The organism is Streptomyces sp. SAS_281, from assembly GCF_052542855.1.
In genome coordinates this window covers 22085-47385 of record NZ_JBMNDO010000010.1, presented here as the reverse complement: position 1 = coordinate 47385, position 25301 = coordinate 22085, and the positions used below count along the sequence as shown (strand labels likewise).

General features: G+C 70.3%; 25 protein-coding genes and 1 pseudogene. 14 read left to right on the top strand and 12 right to left on the bottom strand.

Going from position 1 to position 25301, the window contains the following annotated elements:
- Positions 1-177 precede the first annotated feature (177 nt).
- The 6 genes from ACN6LM_RS06230 to ACN6LM_RS06205 form a co-directional block, all read right to left on the bottom strand.
- Positions 178-714 carry a hypothetical protein gene (locus tag ACN6LM_RS06230; RefSeq protein WP_445064248.1) on the bottom strand — a complete coding sequence of 179 codons (537 nt, stop codon included), beginning with the start codon at positions 712-714 and terminating at the stop codon, positions 178-180.
- Between the two features lie 266 nt (positions 715-980).
- The gene (locus tag ACN6LM_RS06225; RefSeq protein WP_445064247.1) at positions 981-2840 is read right to left on the bottom strand and encodes a bifunctional metallophosphatase/5'-nucleotidase; all 1860 of its coding nucleotides are present in this window, start codon (positions 2838-2840) and stop codon (positions 981-983) included.
- Between the two features lie 149 nt (positions 2841-2989).
- A complete protein-coding gene (locus ACN6LM_RS06220; RefSeq protein WP_445064246.1) occupies positions 2990-3388 on the bottom strand; it encodes a hypothetical protein in 399 nt (132 codons plus the stop codon).
- Between the two features lie 173 nt (positions 3389-3561).
- Entirely contained in the window at positions 3562-4539 is a 978-nt protein-coding gene (locus tag ACN6LM_RS06215; RefSeq protein WP_445064245.1) for a DUF7224 domain-containing protein, read from the bottom strand.
- A gap of 275 nt (positions 4540-4814) precedes the next feature.
- Positions 4815-5561 (bottom strand): ATP-binding cassette domain-containing protein, encoded by a 747-nt coding sequence (locus ACN6LM_RS06210; RefSeq protein ID WP_445064244.1) that lies wholly within the window; start codon positions 5559-5561, stop codon positions 4815-4817.
- A gap of 90 nt (positions 5562-5651) precedes the next feature.
- On the bottom strand, positions 5652-6020 hold the full coding sequence (locus tag ACN6LM_RS06205) for a hypothetical protein (protein WP_445064243.1): 369 nt from the start codon (positions 6018-6020) through the stop codon (positions 5652-5654).
- 254 nt (positions 6021-6274) lie between these two features.
- On the opposite strand from ACN6LM_RS06205, the gene mshD reads away from it, so the two are divergent.
- The 11 genes and pseudogenes from mshD (at position 6275) to pstB (ending at position 17608) form a co-directional block, all read left to right on the top strand.
- The gene (gene mshD / locus ACN6LM_RS06200) at positions 6275-7213 is read left to right on the top strand and encodes a mycothiol synthase (RefSeq protein WP_445064242.1); all 939 of its coding nucleotides are present in this window, start codon (positions 6275-6277) and stop codon (positions 7211-7213) included.
- A gap of 91 nt (positions 7214-7304) precedes the next feature.
- Positions 7305-7715, top strand: a complete 411-nt coding sequence (locus ACN6LM_RS06195) for a GntR family transcriptional regulator (protein ID WP_445064241.1) — start codon at positions 7305-7307, stop codon at positions 7713-7715.
- Positions 7712-8601, top strand: a pseudogene (locus ACN6LM_RS06190) (ABC transporter ATP-binding protein). Before ACN6LM_RS06195 ends, ACN6LM_RS06190 begins: the two are co-directional and overlap by 4 nt.
- Positions 8598-9371, top strand: a complete 774-nt coding sequence (locus tag ACN6LM_RS06185) for a hypothetical protein (protein WP_445064240.1) — start codon at positions 8598-8600, stop codon at positions 9369-9371. Before ACN6LM_RS06190 ends, ACN6LM_RS06185 begins: the two are co-directional and overlap by 4 nt.
- Before the next feature lie 252 nt (positions 9372-9623).
- Complete coding sequence (locus ACN6LM_RS06180) at positions 9624-11876, top strand: RNA degradosome polyphosphate kinase (protein ID WP_445064239.1); 2253 nt, start codon at positions 9624-9626, stop codon at positions 11874-11876.
- Positions 11842-12882 carry a CHAD domain-containing protein gene (locus ACN6LM_RS06175; RefSeq protein ID WP_445064238.1) on the top strand — a complete coding sequence of 347 codons (1041 nt, stop codon included), beginning with the start codon at positions 11842-11844 and terminating at the stop codon, positions 12880-12882. The genes ACN6LM_RS06180 and ACN6LM_RS06175 overlap by 35 nt, the downstream gene beginning before the upstream one ends.
- A complete protein-coding gene (locus ACN6LM_RS06170) occupies positions 12879-13292 on the top strand; it encodes an NUDIX hydrolase (protein ID WP_445064237.1) in 414 nt (137 codons plus the stop codon). Before ACN6LM_RS06175 ends, ACN6LM_RS06170 begins: the two co-directional genes overlap by 4 nt.
- 177 nt (positions 13293-13469) lie before the next feature.
- Positions 13470-14606 (top strand): phosphate ABC transporter substrate-binding protein PstS, encoded by a 1137-nt coding sequence (pstS, locus tag ACN6LM_RS06165; protein ID WP_445064236.1) that lies wholly within the window; start codon positions 13470-13472, stop codon positions 14604-14606.
- A gap of 126 nt (positions 14607-14732) precedes the next feature.
- Entirely contained in the window at positions 14733-15719 is a 987-nt protein-coding gene (pstC, locus tag ACN6LM_RS06160) for a phosphate ABC transporter permease subunit PstC (protein WP_445064235.1), read from the top strand.
- Positions 15716-16804: a phosphate ABC transporter permease PstA gene (gene pstA, locus ACN6LM_RS06155; protein ID WP_445064234.1), complete on the top strand. Its 1089-nt coding sequence runs from the start codon at positions 15716-15718 to the stop codon at positions 16802-16804. The genes pstC and pstA overlap by 4 nt, the downstream gene beginning before the upstream one ends.
- Positions 16805-16831: 27 nt before the next feature.
- A complete protein-coding gene (gene pstB / locus ACN6LM_RS06150) occupies positions 16832-17608 on the top strand; it encodes a phosphate ABC transporter ATP-binding protein PstB (RefSeq protein ID WP_445064233.1) in 777 nt (258 codons plus the stop codon).
- A gap of 119 nt (positions 17609-17727) precedes the next feature.
- On the opposite strand, the gene ACN6LM_RS06145 is transcribed toward pstB, so the two are convergent.
- Positions 17728-18726: an inorganic phosphate transporter gene (locus tag ACN6LM_RS06145; RefSeq protein ID WP_383305689.1), complete on the bottom strand. Its 999-nt coding sequence runs from the start codon at positions 18724-18726 to the stop codon at positions 17728-17730.
- Positions 18727-18731: 5 nt separating this feature from the next.
- A complete protein-coding gene (locus ACN6LM_RS06140) occupies positions 18732-19352 on the bottom strand; it encodes a DUF47 domain-containing protein (RefSeq protein ID WP_164401152.1) in 621 nt (206 codons plus the stop codon).
- Between the two features lie 200 nt (positions 19353-19552).
- Between ACN6LM_RS06140 and ACN6LM_RS06135 the strand changes: the two genes are divergently transcribed.
- A complete protein-coding gene (locus ACN6LM_RS06135) occupies positions 19553-19930 on the top strand; it encodes a metal-sensitive transcriptional regulator (RefSeq protein ID WP_445064232.1) in 378 nt (125 codons plus the stop codon).
- Between the two features lie 4 nt (positions 19931-19934).
- On the opposite strand, the gene ACN6LM_RS06130 is transcribed toward ACN6LM_RS06135, so the two are convergent.
- Positions 19935-20219, bottom strand: coding sequence for a hypothetical protein (locus tag ACN6LM_RS06130; RefSeq protein WP_445064231.1), 285 nt, complete (start codon positions 20217-20219; stop codon positions 19935-19937).
- A 116-nt stretch (positions 20220-20335) separates the two neighbouring features.
- Positions 20336-21196, bottom strand: coding sequence for a hypothetical protein (locus ACN6LM_RS06125; RefSeq protein WP_445064230.1), 861 nt, complete (start codon positions 21194-21196; stop codon positions 20336-20338).
- Between the two features lie 179 nt (positions 21197-21375).
- Between ACN6LM_RS06125 and ACN6LM_RS06120 the strand changes: the two genes are divergently transcribed.
- Both ACN6LM_RS06120 and ACN6LM_RS06115 read left to right on the top strand, forming a co-directional pair.
- Positions 21376-21549, top strand: a complete 174-nt coding sequence (locus ACN6LM_RS06120) for a hypothetical protein (protein WP_445064229.1) — start codon at positions 21376-21378, stop codon at positions 21547-21549.
- Between the two features lie 45 nt (positions 21550-21594).
- Entirely contained in the window at positions 21595-23190 is a 1596-nt protein-coding gene (locus ACN6LM_RS06115) for an FAD-binding oxidoreductase (RefSeq protein ID WP_445064228.1), read from the top strand.
- 111 nt (positions 23191-23301) lie between these two features.
- Here the strand turns inward: ACN6LM_RS06115 and ACN6LM_RS06110 are convergent, their stop codons facing one another.
- Together ACN6LM_RS06110 and ACN6LM_RS06105 are read right to left on the bottom strand one after the other, a co-directional pair.
- A complete protein-coding gene (locus tag ACN6LM_RS06110) occupies positions 23302-24033 on the bottom strand; it encodes a phosphatase PAP2 family protein (RefSeq protein WP_445064227.1) in 732 nt (243 codons plus the stop codon).
- 239 nt (positions 24034-24272) lie between these two features.
- Positions 24273-25283, bottom strand: a complete 1011-nt coding sequence (locus tag ACN6LM_RS06105) for a C40 family peptidase (protein WP_445064226.1) — start codon at positions 25281-25283, stop codon at positions 24273-24275.
- Between the last annotated feature and the right edge of the window lie 18 nt (positions 25284-25301).

The window sequence follows — 25301 nt, the reverse complement described above, 5'->3', positions numbered from 1 at the left end:
CCGTACGAGGCCCGGCGCTCCCCTTCGCCGATCCGGACGTGTTCTCCCCGGCACCCCGTCGGCCGTCAGGCCGTGCGCCCGCCTTCTGCCCCCTCCTCGTAGCCGCGGGGCGCCGGGGCCGAAGGAGCAGTCGATCGTGTGGGAGCAGGCGCCCAGGCAGCCGTCGTTCCGTTCGGCTCAGGAAAGCTGTGCCGGCGACAGCTGCCACCGGCCGGAGTGGCCGGGCGGCAGTCCCATGTCGTGCCGGATCGCCGTGTAGTACTTCTCCCGAGCCATGCGCTGCTTGTCGAGCTGCGCCGACCATGTGTCAGCGGTGCAGACAGGAGCACGCAGAAGGCCGGCAACCTCCATCACGGTGAGCGCCCACCCGTGCGCAGCCTCCACGACGTCCGGAGAGCCGAGCATCAGCAGCCCCTCTCCGGCCACGGACCGGGAGTCCGCGGCGTCGACCAGCAGGGGAGCCGCCTCTGCGGCCGGCAGAGGGTGGGGATAACTGTCATGGCCGAGTTGCGCCGCGACGCGACGGTGAAGAGTGACGGTCCTCTTCAGCGTCAGCGCGTAGTCGGTGTAGGCCGCCAGCTGCTGCTCCCGCCGTCGGGCCGCGTGCTCCCGGCGGAACCTCGCCCGATCGCCCCGCATGACCACCACGTACGAGCCGAAGGCTCCGATCATCACCCCGAGGAGGGCGGGAAGTTGCTCCATGAAGTCTGACATCGCCGCATGGTAGTGCTCCACAGATCCGAAGCCGGCAGCCGTCTCGCCCCCTGCCCCCGCGTCCGCTCACCGGTTCGGCGAAGGGGGGAGGAAGTCGCCGTCACCGCCGGCCGACGGCGACTTCGGGTCCGGGACGAGGAGCGGGCGGCAGTGGCGGACGGGTCGTGCGTGCGCGGATGCGTACCGGCCGCGCACGGCAGCAGTCACCTCATGCATGAGAGGGCCCGCCACCGGGAAGGCGGCGGGCCCTCTGCGGGGAACGCGGGTTACCGGACGACCGTGATCCGGTCCGTCGCCGGCGGGGCCAGCGGGGACGAGGCCGTGGAGTGCGCGGCCAGGTAGGCGTTGAAGAGGTCCAGGTCGGAGGCGCCGACCAGCTTGTCGGTGCCCTGTCCGAGCGCCGCGAAGCCGTCGCCGCCGCCCGCCAGGAACTCGTTCATCGCGACGCGGTACGTCTTGGCCGGGTCGATCGCCTCACCGTTCAGCTTGATCGTGTCCGTGACGACGCGGTTCGCGCCGGACTTCGTCATGTCCAGCGTGTAGGTGAGGCCCTTCGAGACCTGGAGGATCTTCGGGCTGGCCTCGTTGGAGCCGCTGACCTGCTGCTGGAGAGCGCTGACGAACTGCGCGCCGGTCAGGTCGACGACGTTCATCATGTTGGTGAACGGCTGCACCGTGAACGATTCGCCGTACGTGACGACACCGTCGCCCTCACTGCCGGACGCCTTGTACACCAGGTCCGCGCGGATACCGCCCGGGTTCATGAAGGCGACGACCGCCCCGCCCTTGTCCGCCGGGGCCAGGCCCTCCAGCTGCGCGTCGGCGATCAGGTCGCCGAGCGGCTTCTCCAGGGCCGTGGAGCCGCGGCCGTTGATGTCCGCCGAGATGTAGCCCTGCGGCCGGTTCGAGATCGGCGCCGCGAGGGTGTTCCAGCGGGCGATCAGGTCCGTCATGTCCTTGGCGGGCGTCTGGTCCCGGCTGACGAGGTGGTTCGCGGAGACCGGGTTCGACGGGGTGGAGCCGTGGTGCTTGGAACCCTTCTTGCTGCTCCCCTTCACCGCCGTACGCACGATGTCGCCGGTGCGGCGGTCGTACGTGAGCGTCGTGTCCGTGTACAGCCGGCCGAACGAGGCGGCCGACGTGACCAGGCGCGGGTTGCCCGCCGGGTCCGGGATGGTGCAGACGTACGCCTGGTGGGTGTGGCCCGTGACCAGCGCGTCGACCTTCGGCGTGATGCCCTTGGCGATGTCCGTGATCGGCCCGGAGATGCCGTCACCGGCGCCGGGGCTGTCGCAGTCGTAGTTGTACGACGACGAGGCGGGCAGGCCGCCCTCGTGGATGAGCGCGACGATCGACTTCACGCCCTGGCGGTCCAGCTCCTTGGCGTACTTGTTGATCGTCTCGACCTCGTCGTGGAACTTCAGTCCCTTGACGCCGTTGGCCGTCACGATGTTCGGCGTGCCCTCCAGGGTCACCCCGATGAAGCCGATCTTGACGCCGTTCTTCTTCCACACCGTGTACGGCTCGAGGATCGGCTTCCCGGTCTTCTCGGCCGTCACATTCGCCGCGAGGTACGGGAAGTCGGCGCCCGGGAACTTCTTGCCCTTCTCGTAGCACCCCTCGACCGGGTGGCAGCCGCCGTTCTGGAGGCGCGCCAGCTCGGTCGCGCCCTCGTCGAACTCGTGGTTGCCTACGCTCGTCACGTCGAGGTCGATCTTGTTGAGCGCCTCGATGGTCGGCTCGTCGTGGAAGAGCCCCGACAGCAGCGGGCTCGCGCCGACCATGTCGCCGCCGGCCGCGGTGATCGAGTACGGGTGGCCCTCACGGGCGGTACGCAGCGAGGAGGCGAGGTACTCCACCCCGCCGGCCGGGATCGCCTTCGTCGTACCGTCGGCCTGCGTCTCGGTGACCGTACCGGCCGAGCCGGCCGGCGGTTCCAGGTTGCCGTGCAGGTCGTTGAAGGACAGCAGCTGCACGTCGACGGTCCGGGCCGGCGTGTGGTGCCCGTGGCCGCGCCCCTGGGCGCCGGCCGGCATGGCGGCGACGAGGGCGCCCACGGTGGCGAGACCGGCCGCGGCGGCGAGCACCCGCCGTGACGCCCGGTTCTTCTGCGGTGTCGCTGACATCGGTCCCCTTGTGAGTTCAGCGGGTGAAGTACGAGCCGCAGCCTAGAGTCAACGCGCGTAGCGCGACAGATGTACGGGGTTACGAAGTGGTTGCCGACCGGTCGGAACGCGGCCATTCACCCATATGCCGTACAAGGCTCGAAGACGTGTCAGAGGGTAGCGGAATGACGTACGGACACCAGGGGAAGTACGGCCACGAAGAGAAACACCGCCGCCAGCCACGCTGCCACACTGCTCGAGGAGTACAGGGCAACAGCCCACCAACTGTGGGATTCCAGACCGTCAGGGCTCTGCACACGGCCCAGGAGGACGTTGACGATCAGGAAGCCCAGGCACGCGCCCGCCGCCGCGGCCTCGTTCGCAACGCTGCGGACCAGGAGTGCCAGGGCAAGGAGAAGAACCGTGTTGCGAGCAACATCCATCCCGGCAGTCAGTCCAGCCACGTGGACCAGGACCGCCGTGAGGACGATCGCGCCCTGGTCGAGCCAGCGGACGGGTAGAACCGCCGTGCTTTCGGGTGCGTGCAGCTGCCGTTCCAGGCAGTACATAACAGACCCCACGACCAGAAGAGGTGTGAAGTAGGCGAGTTGGGAACTACCCAAGCCGCCCGCCAGAGTGGGGACGGGCACTTCGCTCGTCCCCACCGACCAGCACATGACTACCAACAGAGCCAGGGAGGACAGGACGACCCACCATCGACGAACCCTCACCGCGTATCGGATCACGAGACGCCCTTGACGCAGTGCTTCTGGCCCACCACTTCCCTGGTGAACCACTCGGCCTGCTTTTCGACAGGCAGACTGCGCACCTTTTCAAGCACAGCCCAGTCGGGCGGCAGCATCGCTGCCCGTACAGTCTGTTCGTCCACACCGGCGACCAGAGTGGCCCATGCTGCCGCGAGGGAGCCCTGCTGCCGGCAGTCACGTACGCCGGCGAGTTCGGCGGTACCCGACACAGCGGACTCCGCAAGGCGGATCACGTAATCGGTGGAGTCTCGTTCGCTGCCACGCAGTGGCAGCGACCAGGCCAAAGGCCACATACCTGGCTTGAGTGGCTTCTTCTCGGAAGTGACGCGCAACTCTCGCGGCGCTGCCACCCCTGCGGCCTCAAGCCGTTCGAGGGGGTGCACGGCATCCCGTCGCAACTGCGCGGCGTAAGGCTCGTACTCCGGCGGTACGCACACCGTTGGCGCACGTCCGACACACAACAGGCTGACGTCGCGTGGCTCCGTGGGATTGCTGTACCCCCATCCGATCACAGCAGCGCGGCCTGCGACGACTGTAGCAGTGAGCACGACAAGGGCGATGATCACCGCCGCACCGCGCGGGCGCATTCGCGCCAGCAGCCAGAAGGCAAGAGCCGAGCCTGCCACGACACTCCATGGCACGAGGTACACGGCTGGAGTGAGCACGTCGTTGACGGTCGACTCACCATCGATGAACCCTCCCAGGTGTCGTATCCAGGGAGCGGACATCGCGTGCGGCATGGTCAGCCAGGCCCAGCAGCCGACTGCGGCGAGGGGCGCCGCGACGCTCCTGGGCAGGAGCGCCCCCAACGACCAGCCGATGAGCAACCAACCGCAGGAAATGACGAGCAAGTGCGCCACCGCGAGCCACCCGATTCCGCTGGGCAGCGTGCCGGCCTCCCGCTCGGCCACGACAATCGCACCGCTGACCAGGACAATCAGCAGGAACACCACGGGGGCGGCGCCTCGCATGAACTGCCGAACCGCGCCACGTCGGCCCGTCCTCCCCAGGGCGCCCAGCAGACGGTGGCGCCCTGCCTCCCACGCACCGGCCGCCGCTACAGCCGTCGCTATGGCCACCACGCCTTGCGCGGCCAGTTCCCCAGCTTGAACGCCGTAGCCAGACGGGACGGTGTATGTGGCGCCGTCGATGTATACGCCTGCGAAGATCAGCGCGGGAAGCACAAGCCAGAGTGCGGAAGAGGCCCGGAGATTGGCCCAGGTGACCCTCATTCGGTCGCCTCCAGAAGCGACGCGTAGGCGCTCTCCAGACGTCGGCCGGGGGCGCAGTCCGGGGCGGCGTGGCGTGCGAATGCGTCGACAGTTCCCCTGAACCTCGTCTTCCCCGCTTCGAGGACCACGACCTCATCGAAGGACTCGTCGAGGTCGCCTATGTCATGGGTCGAGACGATCACATGCACGGTGCCGCGCAGGGAGACCAGCAGATCGAGGAAGCGGCGGCGCTGGCTCGGGTCGAGGCCGACGGTCGGCTCGTCAAGGAGCAGCAACTCAGCGTCGTGAACGAGTGCCTGCGCGATCGCGATGCGCTGCTGCTGGCCGCCGGACAGGGATGCGATCTTGCTTTGGCTCTTCTCGGTGAGACCGACACGTTCGATTGCCGCAGCCGCCGCGTGCCACGCCTCACGCTCTCGCATGCCCTTGAGCCATCCCACATAGGCCACGTGCTCTCTGCACGTCATCCCGGGAAGAAAACCGGGGCGCTGCGGTAGCCAGGACACTTTGCTTCGGTAGGCCCGCACGTCCTTGCGGATCGCCGGATCGAGCTCCTGATAGCGGACACGACCGGCCTCGGCCTTGACAGCCCCGGCGCCTAGCGCGAGGAGCGTGCTCTTGCCCGCACCGTTCGGGCCGAGGAGGACAGTGTGCCCCGGAGCGAAATCCAAGTCGAGCCTGTCCAGGACAGAACGTGACCTGCGGGCGTAACGAAAGCTGCAGGACTGATAGCGCAGAGGCATGAGGCACCTTGGGACCAGGAAAGGAAGAACCTCCCCCGCAGACGTCGCCACGCTTTGCGCGTGTGCCCCGGGGGAGGCGAGGAAGAACGCTTAGTAGATGGTCGTGATCGACGCGACCGAGACGTGCACACCCACGAGGGCGCCGTTGACATCGAAGTAGTAGGAGCCGGAACCGTGATCCTCCCACCACCCGGAAGATGTCCCGCCGCTGAAGCACTTCGAGAAGGCCTGAGTCGAGTAATACGCGTCCGGTGCGAGCTTCCTATTCCTGAAGAGGGTGACTGCCACCCTCTTGTTGGTGTAGTCATCCTTGCAACCGGAGAACTTGATGTTCGTCCTGCCGCCGTCGTCGTCCCAGCGACGGGACTCATAGCCTGGGGCAGCCCCCGTCAAGTGACCGGTCCAGCTGGATGCCTGGGCGGGAGCGGCGATGAAGCCCAGGACCGCGGTGGCACCCAATGCCACCGTACCTATGCGACGGGCGGATTCGCGCGAAGCAGCCAGACGTCCGGATCTCACGTGTGACCTCCATAGTTGGAACGTGCAGCCATGGCGAGCATTCGCACACATGATCCACACATGAAGGATGGGTGAACAACAGGATCGGCTTTTCCGGACAGATATTGGCCTGAACCTTCATTCGGCCCAGCGCTGCCCGACCCCGTCGTCCCGCCTACACGAGATGAACTTCCCGCCCGCCGTACGCTCGACGCATGATGACTGACGTACCCCTCCCCGCCCCCGGCCGCGAGATCCGGACGCTCGACACCCTCGGCCCCGAGCAGGCGGAGGCCGTGTCCCAGCTGCTCGCGGAGGCGGCCAGCTCCGATGGCAGGCAGGCCGTCTCGGAGCAGGGCCGTCTGCAGCTGCGGGGCGGACAGCGGGACGGCGTACGGCACTTCCTGCTGTCCACCGGGGGCGTGCTCGCCGGGTACGCGCAATTGGAGGACACCGACCCCGTGGAGGCGCCGGCCGCCGAGCTGGTCGTCCACCCCTCGCACCGGGGCCACGGCCACGGCCGCGCGCTCGGGGCCGCCCTGCTCGCCGCCACCGGGAAGCGGCTGCGGGTCTGGGCACACGGGGGGAAGGCCGCGGCGCGCCATCTCGCCCAGGTCCTCGGCCTCTCCCTGTTCCGGGAACTGCGCCAGCTGCGCCGCCCGTTGAGCCCGCTGAACCTGGCCGAGCCGGCCCTCCCCCCGGGCGTCACCGTGCGCACCTTCGTCCCGGGCGAGGACGACGCCGCCTGGCTCGCGGTGAACCGCGCGGCCTTCGCCCACCACCCCGAGCAGGGCTCTCTGACCCAGCGCGACCTGGACGACCGCAAGGCCGAGCCCTGGTTCGACCCGAAGGGCTTCTTCCTGGCCGAGCGCGAGGACGGCGCGGGCTCCACGGAGCTGATCGGCTTCCACTGGACGAAGGTGCACGCCGAGGAGCAGCTCGGCGAGGTGTACGTGGTCGGCATCCGGCCCGACGCGCAGGGCGGCGGCCTCGGCAAGGCGCTCACCGCGACCGGGCTGCGCCACCTGGCGGCGCAGGGCCTGCCGACCGCGATGCTCTACGTCGACGCGGACAACCTGGCGGCCCTCGCCGTCTACGAGCGCATGGGCTTCGTGACGCACGAGGTGGACCTGATGTACCGCACGGAGTCCTGACCCCCTCTCAACTCACCCGGGGGCGGCGCCGCTTGACGCCGCCCCCTTTATTACGGCACCCTTTCACTACTCAATTAGTGAAAGAGTGAAGATGGCAGAGTCCGCGGCAGTCGAGTTCCGCATCGATCGGCGCAGCGGCGTCGCCACCTACCTCCAGATCGTCCAGCAGGCCAAACAGGCTCTGCGTCTGGGCCTGTTGGAGCCGGGCGACCGGTTGCCGACCGCGAGGGAGGTGGTCGAGGCGACCGCGATCAACCCGAACACCGTGCTCAAGGCGTACCGCGAGCTGGAACGCGAGGGGCTGGTCGAGGCCCGGCGCGGCCTCGGCACCTTCGTCACCCGCTCACTCGGTGGCGCGGCGGCCGCCGACGACTCCCCGCTGCGCGCCGAACTCGCCGCCTGGGCGGGCAGGGCGCGGGCGGCCGGGCTCGAACGCGACGACGTGAGCGCACTCTTCACCGCCGTACTGGACAGCACATTCGAGGGAGACCAGGACCGATGACAGGCACCGCGCTGGAGTCCGAAGGGCTCGGCATGAGATACCGGGGCCGCGGAGGCGGTTGGGCGCTGCGGGACTGCACCTTCCGGCTGCCCGCCGGCGCCGTCTGCGCGCTCGTCGGGCCCAACGGCGCCGGCAAGTCGACCCTGCTCGCTCTGGCGGCGGGCTTCCTGCGGCGGCCGAGGGAACGCTCCGGGTGCTCGGCTCGTCACCCGGCGACATACGTACCCGGATGGCGTACGTGGCCCAGGACAAGCCGCTCTATCCGCAGTTGACGGTCTCCGAAACGCTGTGGGCGGGTGCGGAGCTGAACCCGGACGGCTGGGACCGGGACACGGCGGCACGCATCGCCGAACCGCTGCCGTCGCAGCTGAAGGTCCGCGACCTCTCGGGCGGCCAGCGCACCCGGCTCGCCCTCGCCCTCGCCCTGGGCAAGCGGGCCGAACTGCTGCTCCTCGACGAGCCGATGGCCGACCTGGACCCCCTCGCCCGCCACCAGCTGATGGGCGCCCTCATGGCCGAGGCCGCCGAGCACCGGACGACCATCGTGATGTCGTCGCACATCCTCAGCGAGCTGGAGGGCGTCTGCGACCATCTGCTCCTCGTCGACGGCGGCCGCGTCCGCCTCGGCGGCGAGACGGACGACCTGATCGCCGCCCACGCCGTACTCACGGGCCCGGTCCGCGACCTGGCCCCGCACACGGTGATCGAATCCCGCACCACGGGCCGCACCCTGACCGCCCTGGTCCGCCCGGAGGGCCCGGTCGACCCGGCCTGGGACAGAACCGCCCCCTCCCTGGAGGAACTGCTGCTCGCCCACCTCCGCTCCCCGGAGGCCCCTGCGCTGCTCACGCCGAGCGCGACGACCCGTCAGGCGGTGGCGGCATGAGTACGATCGCTCTGCGAGGTCCGGTCCGGCTCGTCGTACGTCAGCACCGCCTGGTCCTGTGGGTCAGCGGCGCCCTCGCCCTCGCCGGGATCGCCCTGGTGATCGGCGCCTGGTGGTTCACGTCCGCCTCGGCCGACGACTTCGCCGGCACCGGCTGCTCGGTGCGGCACACCGTCACCGGCTGCGGCATCCAGGTCCGCCACTTCCTCAGCATCGAGCTGCACTACGCCCGGCTCCTCGACTACGCCGGGCTGGTCATGACGGCCCTGCCCGCACTCATCGGCCTCTACGTCGCCGGGCCGCTGATCGGCCGGGAACTGGAGGACGGCACCTACCGGCTCTCCTGGACCCAGTCCGTGAGCCCCGCCCGCTGGCTGGCCGCCAAGCTCGCCGTGCCCGGCGCCCTCATCGTGGCCGGGGTCGCCGTACTCTCCGCCGTGTACGCGTGGGGCTGGTCCCGTACGCACGAAACGAACTACCCGGCGCAGTCGTCCGAGCCGCTGGTGTACGGGGCGATGGGCCCCGCCCCCGTCGCCGCCGCCCTGCTCTGCGTCGCCCTCGGCGCCCTCATCGCCCTGTTGGTCCGGCGCACCCTGCCGTCGATGGCCCTCACGGTCGCCGTCTCCCTCGCGCTGACCGTGGCCCGGGAAGCCGTCCGCCCCGGCGGACATTTCTGGCCCCTCCAGCTCACCGAAACCGCCCTCCTCCTCGCCCTCGCCGCAGCCGCCACCGCGCTCGCCTTCCGGGTGCTGCGCCGCTACCACGCCTGAGGCGTTTCCAAACCTGTCCGGGGCTCCGGCCCCGGACAGGGCCCCCGCACACGGCCACCCACCGCTTCCCGCACGTCATGTCGTCGTAACCACGCATTCAGACGGCCTTGCGACCCTCGCAGGATGCAGCCAGCTGTGCCGTCCCCCCGCAACGGGCGAAATACCGGCAGAACGCGCCCCGACCGCGCCGTCCACACGATCTCGTCCGCCTCCGACGCGCTTGCGGAGCGCTCCGGGCGGAACAATGGATCCATGAGCCAGCAGCCCAGCTCCGAGGTCCCGGTCCAGCCCGCCGCCCAGCCGTCCGTCGGCGCCCTCGCCGCCCACCGGCCGCACGCCGTCGCCCCCTCCGGAAGAGGCGCGGCCCTGTCCACCGCCGCCGACTTCGACCCCGACATCGACGCGGACGCCGACGCGTACGAGCCCGACGTCGACGGGGACGAGCTGCCCCAGGGACGCTTCCTGGACCGGGAACGCAGCTGGCTCGCGTTCAACGAACGCGTCCTCGAACTGGCCGAGGACCCGACCACGCCCCTTCTGGAGCGGGCCAACTTCCTCGCGATCTTCGCGTCGAACCTGGACGAGTTCTTCATGGTCCGGGTCGCCGGCCTGAAGCGCCGCATCGCGACCGGGGTCGCCACCCGGTCCGCGTCCGGGCTGCAGCCCCGCGAGGTGCTGGACCTGATCTGGACCCGCTCGCGCGAACTCATGGCCCGGCACGCCGCCTGCTACCAGCAGGACGTCGCCCCCGCCCTCTCCGACGAGGGCATCCAGCTGATCCGCTGGCCGGAGCTGACCGACAAGGAGCAGGCCCGCCTGTTCACCTTCTTCCGGCAGCGCGTCTTCCCCGTCCTCACCCCCCTCGCCGTGGACCCGGCCCACCCCTTCCCGTACATCTCCGGCCTCTCGCTGAACCTCGCCGTCGTCGTACGCAATCCGGTCAGCGGCCACCGCCACTTCGCCCGGGTCAAGGTGCCGCCGCTGCTGACCCGCTTCCTGGAGGCGTCGCCGGAGCGCTACGTCCCCATAGAGGACGTCATCGCGGCCCACCTGGAGGAGCTGTTCCCGGGGATGGAGGTGATGGCGCACCACATGTTCCGGGTCACCAGGAACGAGGACCTGGAGGTCGAGGAGGACGACACCGAGAACCTGCTCAAGGCCCTGGAGAAGGAGCTCATGCGGCGCCGCTTCGGCCCGCCGGTCCGCCTGGAGGTCGAGGAGTCCATCGACCCGTACGTGCTGGACCTGCTGGTCCGCGAGCTGAAGGTGTCCGACGCCGAGGTCTACCCGCTGCCCGGCCCCCTCGACCTCACCGGCCTCTTCGGCATAGCGTCGCTGGACCGCCCCGAGCTGAAGTACCCCAAGTTCATCGCGGGCACCCACCGCGACCTCGCCGAGGTGGAGTCCGCGTCCGCGCCGGACATCTTCGCCGCCGTACGCGAGCGGGACGTGCTGCTGCACCACCCGTACGACTCCTTCTCCACCTCGGTCCAGGCGTTCCTGGAGCAGGCGGCCGGCGACCCGGACGTCCTCGCGATCAAGCAGACGCTCTACCGGACCTCGGGCGACTCACCGATAGTGGACGCCCTCATCGACGCCGCGGAATCGGGCAAGCAGGTCCTCGTCCTGGTCGAGATCAAGGCCCGCTTCGACGAGCAGGCCAACATCAAGTGGGCGCGCAAGCTGGAAGAGGCGGGCTGCCACGTCGTCTACGGGCTCGTCGGCCTGAAGACCCACTGCAAGCTCTCCCTCGTCGTCCGCCAGGAGGGCGACACCCTGCGCCGCTACTCGCACGTCGGCACCGGCAACTACCACCCCAAGACGGCCCGGCTCTACGAGGACCTGGGGCTCCTCACCGCGGACCCGCAGGTCGGCGCCGACCTCTCCGATCTCTTCAACCGGCTCTCCGGCTACTCCCGCCGCGAGACCTACCGCCGCCTCCTCGTCGCCCCCAAGTCGCTGCGCGACGGCCTGGTCGCCCGCATCACCAAGGAAGTCACGCACCACCGGGCCGGCCGCCCCGCCTACGTACGGATCAAGGTCAACTCGATGGTCGACGAGGCGATCATCGACGCCTGCTACCGGGCCGCCCAGGCCGGCGTCCCCGTCGACATCTGGGTCCGCGGCATCTGCGCGATCCGCCCCGGCGTCACCGGCCTCTCCGAGAACATCCGGGTCCGCTCGGTCCTCGGCCGCTTCCTCGAACACTCCCGGGTCTTCGCCTTCGGCAACGGCGGCGAACCCGAAGTCTGGTTCGGCAGCGCCGACATGATGCACCGCAACCTCGACCGCCGCATCGAGGCCCTGGTCCGGGTCACCGACCCCGCCCACCGCGCCGCGCTCAGCCGCCTCCTGGAGACCGGCATGGCCGACACCACCTCCTCCTGGCACCTGGGCCCCGACGGCAACTGGACCCGGCACTCCGTGGACGCGGACGGCAAACCCCTGCGGCACGTACAGGAAATGCTCATTGACGCCCGGAGGCGCCGGCGTGCGACGCCCTGACCAGCACACCCAGGCCGCGGCCCCGGCCCACGCGCCCGGCATCACCGGCGTGAGCGCGGGGTCGGTCATCGGCCCCTACCTGCGCACCCAGGCCGCGGACTTCCTGCGCAGCCTGCGCCTGCACCGCGAGAACACCGCCCCCACGGACGCCGGATCGCGCGCCGCGGAACAGGCCGCCACCGCGCTGCGCCGCTCCTCCCGCCGGATCGGCGCCGCCCTGCGCACCTTCCGCACCACGCTCGACCCGCTCTGGGCGGAGCAGCTGCGCACCGAACTGTCCTGGCTCTCCGGCACCCTCGCCCGCGAACACGCGTACGCGGACCGGCTGACCCGGCTCCTCGACGCGCTGCACGGCCTGTCCGGCGCCCCCGCCCTCCCGGCCGCCCGCACACCCGGCAGGTCCGCGGACCAGGGCCGCCCCGTCCTCGGCGTCGGCGCCGCCCGGGCCGGCGCGCTCCTCGAACGCCAGCTCACCCTCGCCCGGACCCGCGCCCACTCCACCGCCCTCCAGGCCCTCGGCTCCTCCCGTTTCCACGCGGTGGCCGACGCGGTCGCGCTGCTCGCCTCCGAGGTCCCGCTCTCCCCCGCCGCGGTCGGCCCCGCCGGCGAACTCCTCGCCGAACCCGCGGACCGGGCCGAGCAGCGGCTGCTCGGGGCGGTCGCCGCGCTGCCCTCCGACGAGTCGGCGGAGCCGTACAACGAGGCGCACGACGCGCCCTGGCACCAGACCCGCCTGCTGCTCCGGCTGCACCGCTACGCCCACGAGGTCGTGCACGGCGCCTCCGACCCGGTCCTTACCGCCCCGGGCCACGCCCTCGACCTGCACCGGGACGCGGCGGAGGCGGCAGGCGCGGCGGCCACGGCCGCCCGCACGCCCAGGATCGCCCCGGCGACCGCGTACGCCCTGGGCGTGCTCCACGCCGACCAGCGCCACGGGGTGGAGGCCGCGCGCGCGGCCTTCCGCGCGAGCTGGCCCTACGCGACGACGGGGGCGGCACGGTCGTGAGCGGCACGGTGCGGGCGGCGGGCTGCGTCCTGTGGCGCCGGCCGCCCGCGCCCGCCGGGGACGTGGAGCTGTGCCTCGTGCACCGGCCGCGTTACGACGACTGGTCGTTCCCCAAGGGCAAGCTGAAGCGCGGCGAGTCCCTGCGGGAGGCCGCGGTCCGCGAGGTCCTGGAGGAGACGGGCCACCACTGCGTTCCGGGGGCCGTGCTGCCCATGGCCCGGTACGTCGCGAAGGGCCGCCCGAAGGAGGTCGCGTACTGGTCCGCCGAGGCCACCAGGGGCTCCTTCACCCCGAACGACGAGGTCGACGCGGTGGTGTGGCTCCCGCCGGCAGCCGCCCGCGAGCGCCTGACCCAGCCGCGCGACCGCGAGGTGCTGGAAGCGGCGCTGAAGACGCTGCCGGAGGCGTAGGAGCCGGAACCGGGCCGCCCGCCACGGTTCACTCTCCGTTCACCCACCCCCGTCAACCACGTCACCTGTTCTGCCTAATTTCAGACCTACCGGGTGCAGCGGTCAGCCACTGCACCGCCTGCGTCGCACGCCGCCCGCAACAGCAGCCGCGGCGGTCTCTGGAAGGAACACCCGAAAGTGAAGCTTCAGCGCAAGAACCGGCTTCGTGCCACCGCGCTCGGTGCCCTCGCCGTCTCCGGCGCCCTGGTCCTCACGGCGTGCGGTTCGGACGACAACAGTGGCGAGACCTCCGCCACCGGCGGGGCCAAGACGAAGGCCGCGTCCAACGTCAAGTGCGACGGTGCCAAGGGCCAGCTGCGCGCCTCCGGCTCCAGCGCGCAGAAGAACGCCATGGACCTCTGGGTCAAGGAGTACATGGCCGCCTGCTCCGGCGTGGAGATCAACTACAACTCCTCCTCGTCCGGCGAGGGCATCGTCGCCTTCAACCAGGGCACCGTCGGCTTCGCCGGCTCCGACTCGGCGCTGAAGCCCGAGGAGGTCGCCGAGTCCAAGAAGATCTGCAAGACCGGCCAGGGCATCAACCTCCCGATGGTCGGCGGCCCGATCGCGGTCGGCTTCCACCTGGAAGGCGTCGACAGCCTGACCCTGGACGCCCCGACCCTCGCCAAGATCTTCGACACGAAGATCAAGAAGTGGAACGACGAGGCGATCGCCAAGCTCAACCCCGACGCCAAGCTGCCGGACAAGGCGATCCAGCCCTTCCACCGCTCCGAGGACTCCGGCACCACGCAGAACCTCGGCAAGTACCTGGGCGCCGCGGCGCCGAAGGACTGGAAGTACGAGGCCGAGAAGAAGTGGCCCGCCCCCGGCGGCCAGGCCGCGTCCGGCTCCTCCGGCGTCGCCTCCACGGTCAAGCAGGTCGACGGCTCCATCGGCTACTTCGAGCTGTCCTACGCGACCTCGCAGCAGATCTCCACGGTCGACATCGACACCGGCGGCTCCGCCCCGGTCAAGGCGTCCTCCGAGAACGCCTCCAAGGCCATCGCCGCCGCCAAGATCAAGGGCACCGGCAAGGACCTGGCGCTCGACCTCGACTACACCACGAAGGCCGACGGCGCCTACCCGCTGGTCCTCGTCACCTACGAGGTCGTCTGCGACACCGGCAACAAGGCCGACACCCTCGGCACCGTCAAGTCCTTCCTGACCTACACCGCCTCCGCGGACGGCCAGAAGCTCCTCACCGAGGCGGGCTACGCCCCGATCCCCGAGGAGATCAACGCCAAGGTCCGCGAGACCGTCGCCGACCTCTCGTAACCAGCCGTACGACACCCAGCACATCCGGCGGCCGGTCCGGGACACCCCTCCGGACCGGCCGCCCCAGCCCCTCCGGTGCACCGCCGCCAGGGGAGCCCCGGCTCCCCCACACAGACCGGAAAGACCATGGCTTCCACCACACAACAGATACAGACCCCACCGGGCAGGCGATCCGGCCCCCGGTCCACGGGCCGCACCGGCGACCGGGTCTTCCTCGGCCTCTCGCGCGGCTCCGGCATCCTGCTCCTGGTGATCATGGCGTCGATCGCCGTGTTCCTGAGCTACCGCGCCGCCGTCGCCATCTCGAAGGACGAGGGCAACTTCCTCACCACCTTCGACTGGAACCCGGCCGGTGACCCGCCCGTCTTCGGCATCGCCGTCCTGCTCTTCGGGACCGTCGTCAGCTCCGTCATCGCGATGGCCATCGCGGTCCCCGTCGCCGTCGGCATCGCCCTGTTCATCTCGCACTACGCCCCGCGCAGGCTGGCCGGCGCGATCGCGTACGTCATCGACCTGCTCGCCGCCGTCCCCAGCATCGTCTACGGCATCTGGGGCGCCCTCGTCCTCGTGCCGTACCTGGAGGGGCTCAACCTCTGGCTCGACCAGTTCTTCGGCTGGACGTACGTCTTCGAGAAGACCGAGATCGGCGTCGCCCGCTCCCTCTTCACCGTCGGCATCCTCCTCGCGATCATGATCCTGCCGATCGTGACCAGCGTCAGCCGCGAGGTCTTCCTCCAGGTCCCACGGATGAATGAGGAAGCCGCGCTCGCCCTGGGCGCCACGCGCTGGGAGGTCATCCGCCTCTCGGTCCTGCCGTTCGGCCGCTCCGGCGTCATCTCCGCTTCGATGCTGGGCCTCGGCCGCGCGCTCGGCGAGACGATGGCCGTCGCCACGGTCCTGTCGCCGAACTTCCTGATCTCGCTGCACGTGCTCAACCCGGGCGGCGGGACGTTCGCCCAGAACATCGCGGCGAAGTTCGGCGAGGCCGACGCGTTCGGGCGGGACGCCCTGATCGCCTCCGGCCTGGTCCTCTTCGTCCTCACCCTGCTGGTCAACGGCGCGGCCCGGCTCATCATCGCCCGCCGCAAGGAGTACTCGGGGGCCAACGCATGAGCCACGCCACCACCACCCCCGGCGTCCAGGAACTCCCGACGCCCGCCCCGGCCGCCCCGAGGAGCAGCCTCAGCAGCCGGTCCCTGCCGCGCCTCGCCCCGCTCGGCTTCGCCGTCGTCGCCGTCGCCCTCGGGGTCGGCATCGGCCTCGCCGCCGGCTGGCAGAGCCGTGTGCAGTGGGGCCTGGTCTCCGCTCTGCTCTTCCTGGCCATCTCGTACGTCACCACCAGCGTGGTCGAGAACCAGCGCCAGGCCCGGGACCGCCTTGCCACCAGCCTGGTCTGGGTGTGCTTCCTGCTCGCCGTCGTCCCGCTGGCCTCGCTGCTCTGGACGACCGTCAGCCGCGGCTCCGAACGCCTGGACGGCTACTTCCTGACCCACTCGATGGCCGGTGTCCTCGGGGCCGAGGCCAGCGGCGGCGTCTACCACGCGCTGATCGGCACCCTGGAGCAGGTCGGCATCGCCACCGTGATCTCCGCCCCGCTCGGCCTGCTCACCGCCGTCTACCTGGTGGAGTACGGCAAGGGCGCGCTGGCCAGGGCCGTCACCTTCTTCGTGGACGTCATGACCGGCATCCCGTCGATCGTGGCCGGTCTCTTCATCCTCTCGATCATGCTCATCGCGGGCCTGGAACCGTCCGGCCTGATGGGCGCGCTCGCCCTGACGATCCTGATGATGCCGGTCGTCGTCCGCTCCACCGAGGAGATGCTCAAGCTCGTCCCGAACGAGCTCCGCGAGGCGTCCCTCGCCCTCGGCATCCCGAAGTGGCGCACGATCCTGAAGGTGGTCCTGCCGACCGCGATCGGCGGCATCGCGACCGGCGTCATGCTCGCCGTCGCCCGCATCGCCGGCGAGACCGCCCCGATCATCCTGCTGGTCTTCGGCAGTCAGCTGATCAACACCAACCCCTTCGAAGGCGCCCAGTCGTCACTGCCCTTCTACATCTACGAGCAGTACAAGATCGGTGAGGCCGCGTCCTACGACCGCGCCTGGGCAGCGGCCCTGGTCCTGATCGCCTTCGTCATGATCCTCAACCTGGTGGCCCGCGGCATCGCCCGCTGGAAGGCCCCCAAGACCGGCCGCTAGGCCCGGCGGAAAGCAGCAGTGATTCAGATGGCCAAGCGCATCGACGTCAGCGGACTGTCGGCCTACTACGGCAGTCACAAGGCGATAGACGACATCTCCATGACCATCGAGCCCCGCTCGGTGACCGCCTTCATCGGCCCCTCCGGCTGCGGCAAGTCCACCTTCCTGCGCACCCTGAACCGTATGCACGAGGTCACCCCCGGCGGCCGCGTCGAGGGCAAGGTGCTCCTGGACGACGAGAACCTGTACGGGACGAACGTCGACCCGGTGACCGTACGCCGTACGGTCGGCATGGTCTTCCAGCGCCCGAACCCCTTCCCCACCATGTCGATCTTCGACAACGTGGCGGCCGGCCTGCGCCTCAACGGCTCGTACCGCAAGAACGCCCTCAACGACATCGTCGAGAAGTCCCTGCGCGGCGCGAACCTGTGGAACGAGGTCAAGGACCGGCTGAACAAGCCCGGCTCCGGCCTCTCCGGCGGTCAGCAGCAGCGCCTGTGCATCGCCCGCGCGATCGCCGTCGAGCCGGACGTGCTGCTGATGGACGAGCCGTGCTCCGCCCTCGACCCGATCTCCACCCTCGCCATCGAGGACCTGGTGGGCGAGCTCAAGGAGCGGTTCACGATCGTCATCGTCACGCACAACATGCAGCAGGCGGCCCGCGTCTCGGACCGCACCGCGTTCTTCAACCTGGCGGCGGTCGGCAAGCCCGGCAAGCTCATCGAGATCGACGAGACGGAACGCATCTTCTCCAACCCGTCGGTCCAGGCCACCGAGGACTACATCTCCGGCCGCTTCGGCTGATCCGCCCGGCCCTCCCGTACGGCCTTGGGGTGCTGCATGGCGGTGCCACCACAAGGCGAAAGGGGTCCGCCCCGCACCCCCGAGGGAGTGCGGGGCGGACCCACGTACAGCAGCCGGCGTCAGCCGAACATCAGGTAGACGACCCCGTAACTCGCGGCGGCGACCAGCGCCGCGGCCGGCATCGTGATGAACCATCCCAGGATGATGTTCTTCGCGACACCCCACCGCACCGCGTTCACCCTCTTCGTGGCGCCCACGCCCATGATCGCCGAGGTGATCACGTGTGTGGTCGAGATCGGCGCGTGGAAGAGGAACGCCGAACCGAACATGATCGACGCACCCGTCGTCTCGGCGGCGAAGCCCTGCGGCGGGTCCAGCTCGATGATCTTCCGGCCGAGCGTACGCATGATGCGCCAGCCGCCCGCGTACGTACCGAGCGACAGCATCAGCGCGCAGACCAGCTTCACCCAGACCGGAATCGGGTCGCTCGGGGACTCGACGTCCGCGATGACCAGGGCCATCACCACGATGCCCATCGTCTTCTGCGCGTCCTGGAGACCGTGCCCGAGCGCCATGCCCGCGGCCGAGACCGTCTGCGCGATGCGGAAACCGCGCTTGGCCTTGTGCGGGTTGGTCTTCCGGAACATCCACATGATGGCGACCATCACCAGATAACCGACCACCAGGCCGATCACCGGCGACAGGAACATCGGGATGACGATCTTGTCGAGCACCCCGTCCCAGTGCACCATCGTCCCGCCGGCCAGCGCCGCGCCGACCATTCCGCCGAAGAGCGCGTGCGAGGACGACGAGGGCAGGCCGAAGTACCAGGTGACCAGGTTCCAGATGACGGCACCGACGAGCGCGGCGAAGAGGATGCCCATCCCCTTGTTGCCCTCGGGTGTCGCGATCAGGCCCTCACTGACGGTCTTGGCGACCCCGCTGCCGAGGAACGCGCCCGCGAGGTTCATCACGGCCGCCATCGCCAGCGCCGCACGCGGCGTCAGCGCCCGGGTCGAGACCGACGTGGCGATCGCGTTCGCCGAGTCGTGGAAGCCGTTGGTGTAGGTGAAGCCGAGCGCGACGCCGATGGTCACGATCAGTACGAAGGTGTCCACGTGGTTCAGGACTCCTTGACCGCGATGGTCTCCACCGTGTTCGCGACGTGCTCGAACGCGTCGGCAGCCTCTTCCAGCACATCCACGATCTGCTTCAGCTTCAGCACCTCTATGGCGTCGTACTTGCCGTTGAAGAGGTGGGCGAGCAGCTTGCGGTGGATCTGGTCGGCCTGGTTCTCCAGACGGTTGACCTCGATCCAGTACTCGGTGAGGTTGTCCATGGTGCGCAGACCCGGCATGGCCTCGGCGGTCAGTTCGGCCGCCCTCGCCAGCACCTCGACCTGCTGCTCCACGCCCTTGGGAAGCTGGTCGATCTGGTACAGCACGACCAGGTCGACGGCCTCCTCCATGAAGTCCATGATGTCGTCAAGCGACGACGCGAGGTTGTAAATGTCCTCACGGTCGAACGGCGTAATGAAGGAGGAGTTCAGCTGGTGGAAGATCGCGTGGGTGGCATCGTCCCCCGCGTGCTCCGCTGCCCGCATGCGCTCCGCGATCTCGGCCCGGGAGGACGAATCCGCCCCGAGCAGTTCCATCAGGAGTTTCGAGCCCGTGACGATGTTGTCCGCGGATGCGGAGAACATGTCGTAGAAGCTCGTCTCCCTGGGGGTCAGACGAAAGCGCACGTGGGGTCCTCGGGGTGCTTTGGATTCGGTCAGGCTGATGCTAGGCGCATCATCCGGCCACGGCTAACCGGCATTCTTCAGTGTCGCGCATCAGGCACAGTGATCAGCACGGGCCCCAGGTCACGTTTCAGCTGAATTCGTTAGGATATACCCACCAGGGGTATATAAACGGCAGGGTAAAGGGAAAGCGGGAGGCAGCAATGACGACCACCGAGGCCACCGGGACCGGGCCCTCCCCGGACGCGGCACCCGTCGCGGCCCCCGTGGAAGCGATCGTCACCGACCACGACCGCGGCATTCACGGCTACCACCACCAGAAGGCCGAACACCTCAAGCGCCTGCGCCGCATCGAGGGCCAGATCCGCGGCCTCCAGCGCATGGTCGACGAGGACGTCTACTGCATCGACATACTCACCCAGGTCTCGGCGTCCACCAAGGCCCTCCAGTCCTTCGCGCTCCAGCTCCTGGAGGAGCACCTGCGCCACTGCGTCGCCGACGCGGCCCTCAAGGGCGGCGACGAGGTCGACGCGAAGGTCGAGGAGGCCACCAAGGCCATCGCCCGCCTGCTGCGCACCTGACCCGTCAACCCCGGTGGTCGCCCTGCCGGGGAACGGTGGTGCGGTCGGCGACGGTGGTGCAGTCGGTGACGGTGGCGCGGTCGGTGACGGTGGTGCAGTCGGTGACGGTGGTGCAGTCGGCGACGGTCGTGCAGTCGGTGCTCACCTTCACGTCGAGAACCTCGTCGATACGGTCCGCGCTGAGCCGTTCCCCGTTCGCCGCGGAGGCAGCGATCATCAATTCCCCGCACAGCTCGATCTCGGCGAGCGCCACATGGTCCGATACGGTCGGGGCGCTGAGCGTCACCACGTCACTCACCTCTCACTGCCGTTACCGGCTTCCCAGGGTAGAGATCCCGACACGCACCGCGCATGGCACGGACGGACCATTTCGCCCCCACCCACGCGGGGCCCGTGCGACTCATCTCATGCCCGCCCCTGCTCGACCTCGCCGGTGTAGATGTCCCGGTCGTGCGGCAGCCGTACGGTGACGGGCACGCCGAACCCGTACAGGAGCGTCGTGGAGACGACCTCCGCCGCCCGGTCCCCGTTGGAGAAGCTGAACCGGTGGCGCACCTTGCGCAGCCTCCCCTCCACGTCCAGATACGCGTCGAACCGCACGGCCCGCGTGCGGAACCCTTTCGCCGCCGCCACCAGGGCCGCCCGCGCCCCCGGCGCCGCCAGCCGCGCCGCCCGGCCGATGTCCGCCGTGCCCCGGTAGTGCCGCACGGTCACCCCGGCCACATCCGTCTCGCCGACGTACGTCACCGCCCCCGTGCCCCGCAGCAGCTCGGCCGCGGCCAGCGGATCGGTCACCCCGCCGGTGACCAGGTTGCCGTCCTCCAGCGCCGTCGTGTCGATGCGCACCCACTTGCCGGCGGGCACCCCCGCGCCCCGGTTCATCATGTACAGCGCGCCCGGCGCCAGCAGCTCCGTGATCGGCCGGTGCTCCTCCTCGCCCGCCGCGTCGGGCGGCAGCACCACCTTCAGCCGGCCCGAACCGGCCCGGAAGTCGTACGCCCCCGAGCCCCTGATCGTGACCCGGGTGCCCCCGGCGGCCGTCTCCATCGACGTACTCACCTCGGCGCTCGCGACGCCGTCCCCGGCGAGCACCGCCGCCGCCCGCCGCACCACCTCGGCGCCGCCGTCCCGGGCGTCCGCCGCCGCCGCGGCACGGTCGGCGCCGCCACCACCGGCACACCCGGCGGCCGCCGCCGTCACGCCCACCGCGACGAGGGCGCGCACGACGCGCACCCCGCCTCCGGACCTGTGCTGCTGCACCACCATCGCCTGCCCATCCCCAACGCCGAACCGCTTGCCCGAGGTCGTGTCCGCCTCGCATAACGACGGCCCGTGCCCCCTGTAACGTCCACGCCCCCGATTGGCGCCGTCCCCGCGGTCCGAGCGCCCCCTCACGGTTGACGGACCCCTCCCGGCCGGGGCACCCCTCCCAGTACCTTGTTCGCGTGTACGACCAACACGCCGCCGAGGTCCCGCCGGCCCGCCCCGCCCACGAACCCACCACCGTCGAACGCGGGTCGTTCTGCACCGCCCGCTGCGCCTGCGGCTGGTACGGGCCCGCCCGCCGTTCCCGCGACCGGGCCCGCGCGGACGCCGAGGAACACCGCACCACGGCCTGATCCCAAGGGAAGGCCCTCCCCCCTCTCCCCCACACCGGAGGTCCGATGACCCTGCCGAACCGGCGCACGCTCCTCGCGGCGGGCGCCGCCGTCCTCACCGGCACCACCGCCACCGCGTGCGAGGGCACCGGCACGACGGACCCGGCCCCCGGCGACACCACGCCCCCCACCGGGCCCGCGTCGTCCCCGGCCCCCTCGGCGTCCAAACCCTCGAAGCCCTCCGGACCGGCGGACTGGTCAGCGCTGGCCAAGAGCCTCGACGGGCCGCTGATCCGCCCCGGCGACACCGCTTACCCGACCGCCCGTCAGCTCTACAACACCCGCTTCGACGGCCAGAAACCGGCCGGCATCGCCTACGTGCGGCACGAGGACGACGTCCGCGAGTGCCTGGCCTTCGCCCGCCGCGCCTCCGTACCGGTCGCGATCCGCAGCGGCGGCCACTCCTACGCCGGCTGGTCGAGCGGCAACGGCCGTCTGGTGATTGACGTGGCGTCACTCGACCACGTCGGGGCGGACGGCACCATCGGCGCCGGCGCCAAGCTCCTCGGCGTCTACGAGGGCCTGGCCGCGCACGGCGTGACGATCCCCGGCGGCTCGTGCCCCACCGTCGGCATCTCCGGCCTCACCCTCGGCGGCGGCCACGGCGTCGCCGCCCGCGCCTACGGCCTGACCTGTGACAGCCTCACGGCCGCCACCCTCGTCACGGCCGACGGCAGGACGCTGACCGTCGACGCGAAACACGACCCCGACCTCTTCTGGGCGCTGCGCGGCGCGGGCAACGGCAACTTCGGCGTCGTCACGAGCCTCCGCTTCCGTACGCACCCTGCCCCTCGGACGGTCACCGCGTACATGTCCTGGCCCTGGTCGCGCGCCCGGGACGTCGTCACCGCCTGGCAGGAGTGGGGCCCGGACCAGCCCGACGAGATCTGGTCGGCCGCGCACCTCGACGCCGGGCCGGGCGGCACCGACCCGACGGTCTCCGTCTCGGCGTTCAGCCTCGGCACGTACGGGGACCTGCAGAACGCCGTCGACCGCCTCGCGGACCGCATCGGCGCCTCCGCCACCTCGGTCTCGCTGCGCCGCCGCGCCTACCGGGACGCCATGCTGGTGTACGCGGGCTGCTCGGGCCTCACGGACGCGCAGTGCCACCTCCCCGGGACCACGCCGGGCCGCTCCCCGCAGGGCGCCCTCCAGCGCGAGACGTACGCCGCCGCCTCCGACTTCTACGACCGCTCACTGCCCCCGGCGGCCGTTTCGGCCCTGCTGGACGCGGTCCAGGCGTTCACCCGCCTCGCCCCGGGGCAGGGCGGCGCGGGCTCGGTCGCGCTGACCGCACTGGGCGGGGCGGTGAACCGGGTGGCCCCGAGCGCGACGGCGTTCGTCCACCGCCGCTCCCGGATGCTCGCCCAGTACATCGGGGCCTGGCGCCCCGGGGCCCCTGGAACCGCCCAGCAGAACTGGCTGAAAGACACCCATGCGGCGATGCGCCCGTACGCGTCCGGGGCGGCGTACCAGAACTACACGGACCCGTCCCTGACCAACTGGCGCACCGCGTACTACGGCTCGTCGACGACGCGCCTGGCCCAGGTGAAGAAGCGGTACGACCCTGAGGGGCTTTTCACGTACGCGCAGGGGGTGTGAGGGGGCTCGGGCTCCGCATTCATGTGTGCCCCGGATGCACGTGTGCGCCGGATGCACGTGTGCCCCGGTCCGCCCAACGGGCTCCGGGGCACATGGAGAGGTGTGCGGGGCTCAGGCCGCGAGGCCCTTCTCCCCGTCGGAGCCCGCGCCGCGCGAACCGGGGCGCGGCTCGGGGATGCCGAGCGCGTCGTCCCGGCCGGAGTCCGCCGTCCGGGGCCGGCGCGAGCGCACGAGGAAGCCGAGCCGGGCGGACCGGGAGACGGCCGCCACAAGAGGCGTCAGCATCATCATGGCCAGGGGCGCGAGGAGCAGCGCGACGGCCGTACCGAGGGCGAAACCGCCGACGACGTCGGTCGGGTAGTGGACGCCCATGTAGACCCGGCAGAACCCCTCCAGCAGGGCGAGCCCGATGGCGGCCAACCCGAACTTCCGGTGGGCGACGAAGAGTCCGACACCGAGGGCCATCGCCATCGTGGCGTGGTCGCTGACGAACGAGAAGTCGTTCTTCCCGTCGACCAGGACGTCGAGCCCGGAGTGGTCCTTGAACGGCCGGGGCCGTTCCACGAAGCCACGGATCGGAATGTTGATGAGCAGGGCGATACCGGCCGCGAGCGGAGCCCAGACGATCCCGGCCACCGCCGAAACGGAGTCCTCGGCCGTGCCGCGCCGGCGGACACTCCACCAGCACCACAGGACCACGAGGACCATGCCGAACATGATCCCGTACTCTCCGACGAACTCCATGACCCGGTCGAACCAGGTGGGAGCGGACTTGGCGAGCCCGTTGATGTCGTAGAGCAGGCTGACGTCGGGGTTCGACCCATCCAGTGCGAGTCCAGCCATCTGCTGCGGCCCCTTGCCTTGTCTGCTGCTGCGGCGCACGTCCCTGTGCGCCGCGATTCACGAACCCCCGTGTTCGGTTCGTCCACGTCGATCATTCACGCGCCCAGCCAGACAACGACGCGCCCCGCGCGTACGTTCCACTCTCCACCGAATGATCACCATGACGTTATCGAAGAGTGACACATCGTCGCAGCTCAGGGCCTGGGCTTCACGGAAGGTTCCAGCCACCGACGCGGCCGTCAGCCGGCCGGCGGCGCGGTCGGCAGCGCCGCGGCCCCGTCCTTGGTCACGCGTGTGGCACCGAAGTAGTCGGGCGTGTCGATCTTGTCGAACCGAATGACCGCCCCAGTGTACGGAGCATTGATCATGTACCCGCCCCCGACGTACAGGCCGACGTGATGAATGGCACGGGAATTGGTCAGATCGTCCGAGAAGAACACCAGATCACCGGGAAGCAGTTCATCCCGGGACGGATGCGGCCCGGCGTTGTATTGGTCGTTCGCGACGCGGGGCAACTCGATGTCCACAGTCCGGTACGCGGCCTGGGTCAGCCCGGAACAGTCGAACCGCCCACCCTGCTCGGGCGTACCGTTGCCGCCCCACAGGTACTTGGTGCCGAGCTTCTTCTGGGCGAAGTAGATGGCCCCGGCCGCCTGCTGGGAGGGCTGCACACGGCCGACGGGCCGGGCGAAGCTCTTCTCCAGCGACCGGATGATCTTCACGTAGTTCTCGGTCTCGGCGATGTTGGGCACCCCGCCCGACTTGATCACCCGGTACGCCCCCGCGTTATAGGCGGCGAGCATGTTGTCGGTGGGGTCACCGGGCACCTTCTTCACGTACCCGGCGATCTCGCAGTCGTACGACGCGGCGGAGGGGATCGCGTCGGCCGGGTCCCACACGTCCCGGTCCCCGTCCCCGTCCCCGTCGATCCCGTGCCCCGCCCAGGTCCCGGGGATGAACTGCGCGATGCCCTGCGCGGCGGCGGAGCTCTCGGCGCGGGGGTTCCAGCCACTCTCCTGGTAGAGCTGTGCGGCGAGCAGAGCCGGGTTGATGGCCGTGCAGAGGTTCCCCCACTTCTGGACGAGCCCCTGATACCTGGCAGGCACGGCCCCCTTGGCCAACGCCACGGCCCCCCCACCGGCCCCCCCGACGAGCCCGGCAGCGGCGGAGTAGGTCCCCACGACGAGCAACGCCACAAAACACGCGGCCCCCCCGACCCCGACCCCGACGGCCACCCAGAATCTACGCACCCGTCAACCATGGCCTAT

Coding starts and splice junctions, on each gene's coding strand:
- ACN6LM_RS06230 (WP_445064248.1), bottom strand. CDS start 714: ATGTCAGACTTCATGGAGCAACTTCCCGCCCTCCTCGGGGTGATGATC.
- ACN6LM_RS06225 (WP_445064247.1), bottom strand. CDS start 2,840: ATGTCAGCGACACCGCAGAAGAACCGGGCGTCACGGCGGGTGCTCGCC.
- ACN6LM_RS06220 (WP_445064246.1), bottom strand. CDS start 3,388: ATGTACTGCCTGGAACGGCAGCTGCACGCACCCGAAAGCACGGCGGTT.
- ACN6LM_RS06210 (WP_445064244.1), bottom strand. CDS start 5,561: ATGCCTCTGCGCTATCAGTCCTGCAGCTTTCGTTACGCCCGCAGGTCA.
- mshD (WP_445064242.1), top strand. CDS start 6,275: ATGATGACTGACGTACCCCTCCCCGCCCCCGGCCGCGAGATCCGGACG.
- ACN6LM_RS06195 (WP_445064241.1), top strand. CDS start 7,305: ATGGCAGAGTCCGCGGCAGTCGAGTTCCGCATCGATCGGCGCAGCGGC.
- ACN6LM_RS06185 (WP_445064240.1), top strand. CDS start 8,598: ATGAGTACGATCGCTCTGCGAGGTCCGGTCCGGCTCGTCGTACGTCAG.
- ACN6LM_RS06180 (WP_445064239.1), top strand. CDS start 9,624: ATGAGCCAGCAGCCCAGCTCCGAGGTCCCGGTCCAGCCCGCCGCCCAG.
- pstC (WP_445064235.1), top strand. CDS start 14,733: ATGGCTTCCACCACACAACAGATACAGACCCCACCGGGCAGGCGATCC.
- pstA (WP_445064234.1), top strand. CDS start 15,716: ATGAGCCACGCCACCACCACCCCCGGCGTCCAGGAACTCCCGACGCCC.
- pstB (WP_445064233.1), top strand. CDS start 16,832: ATGGCCAAGCGCATCGACGTCAGCGGACTGTCGGCCTACTACGGCAGT.
- ACN6LM_RS06135 (WP_445064232.1), top strand. CDS start 19,553: ATGACGACCACCGAGGCCACCGGGACCGGGCCCTCCCCGGACGCGGCA.
- ACN6LM_RS06125 (WP_445064230.1), bottom strand. CDS start 21,196: ATGGTGGTGCAGCAGCACAGGTCCGGAGGCGGGGTGCGCGTCGTGCGC.
- ACN6LM_RS06115 (WP_445064228.1), top strand. CDS start 21,595: ATGACCCTGCCGAACCGGCGCACGCTCCTCGCGGCGGGCGCCGCCGTC.
- ACN6LM_RS06110 (WP_445064227.1), bottom strand. CDS start 24,033: ATGGCTGGACTCGCACTGGATGGGTCGAACCCCGACGTCAGCCTGCTC.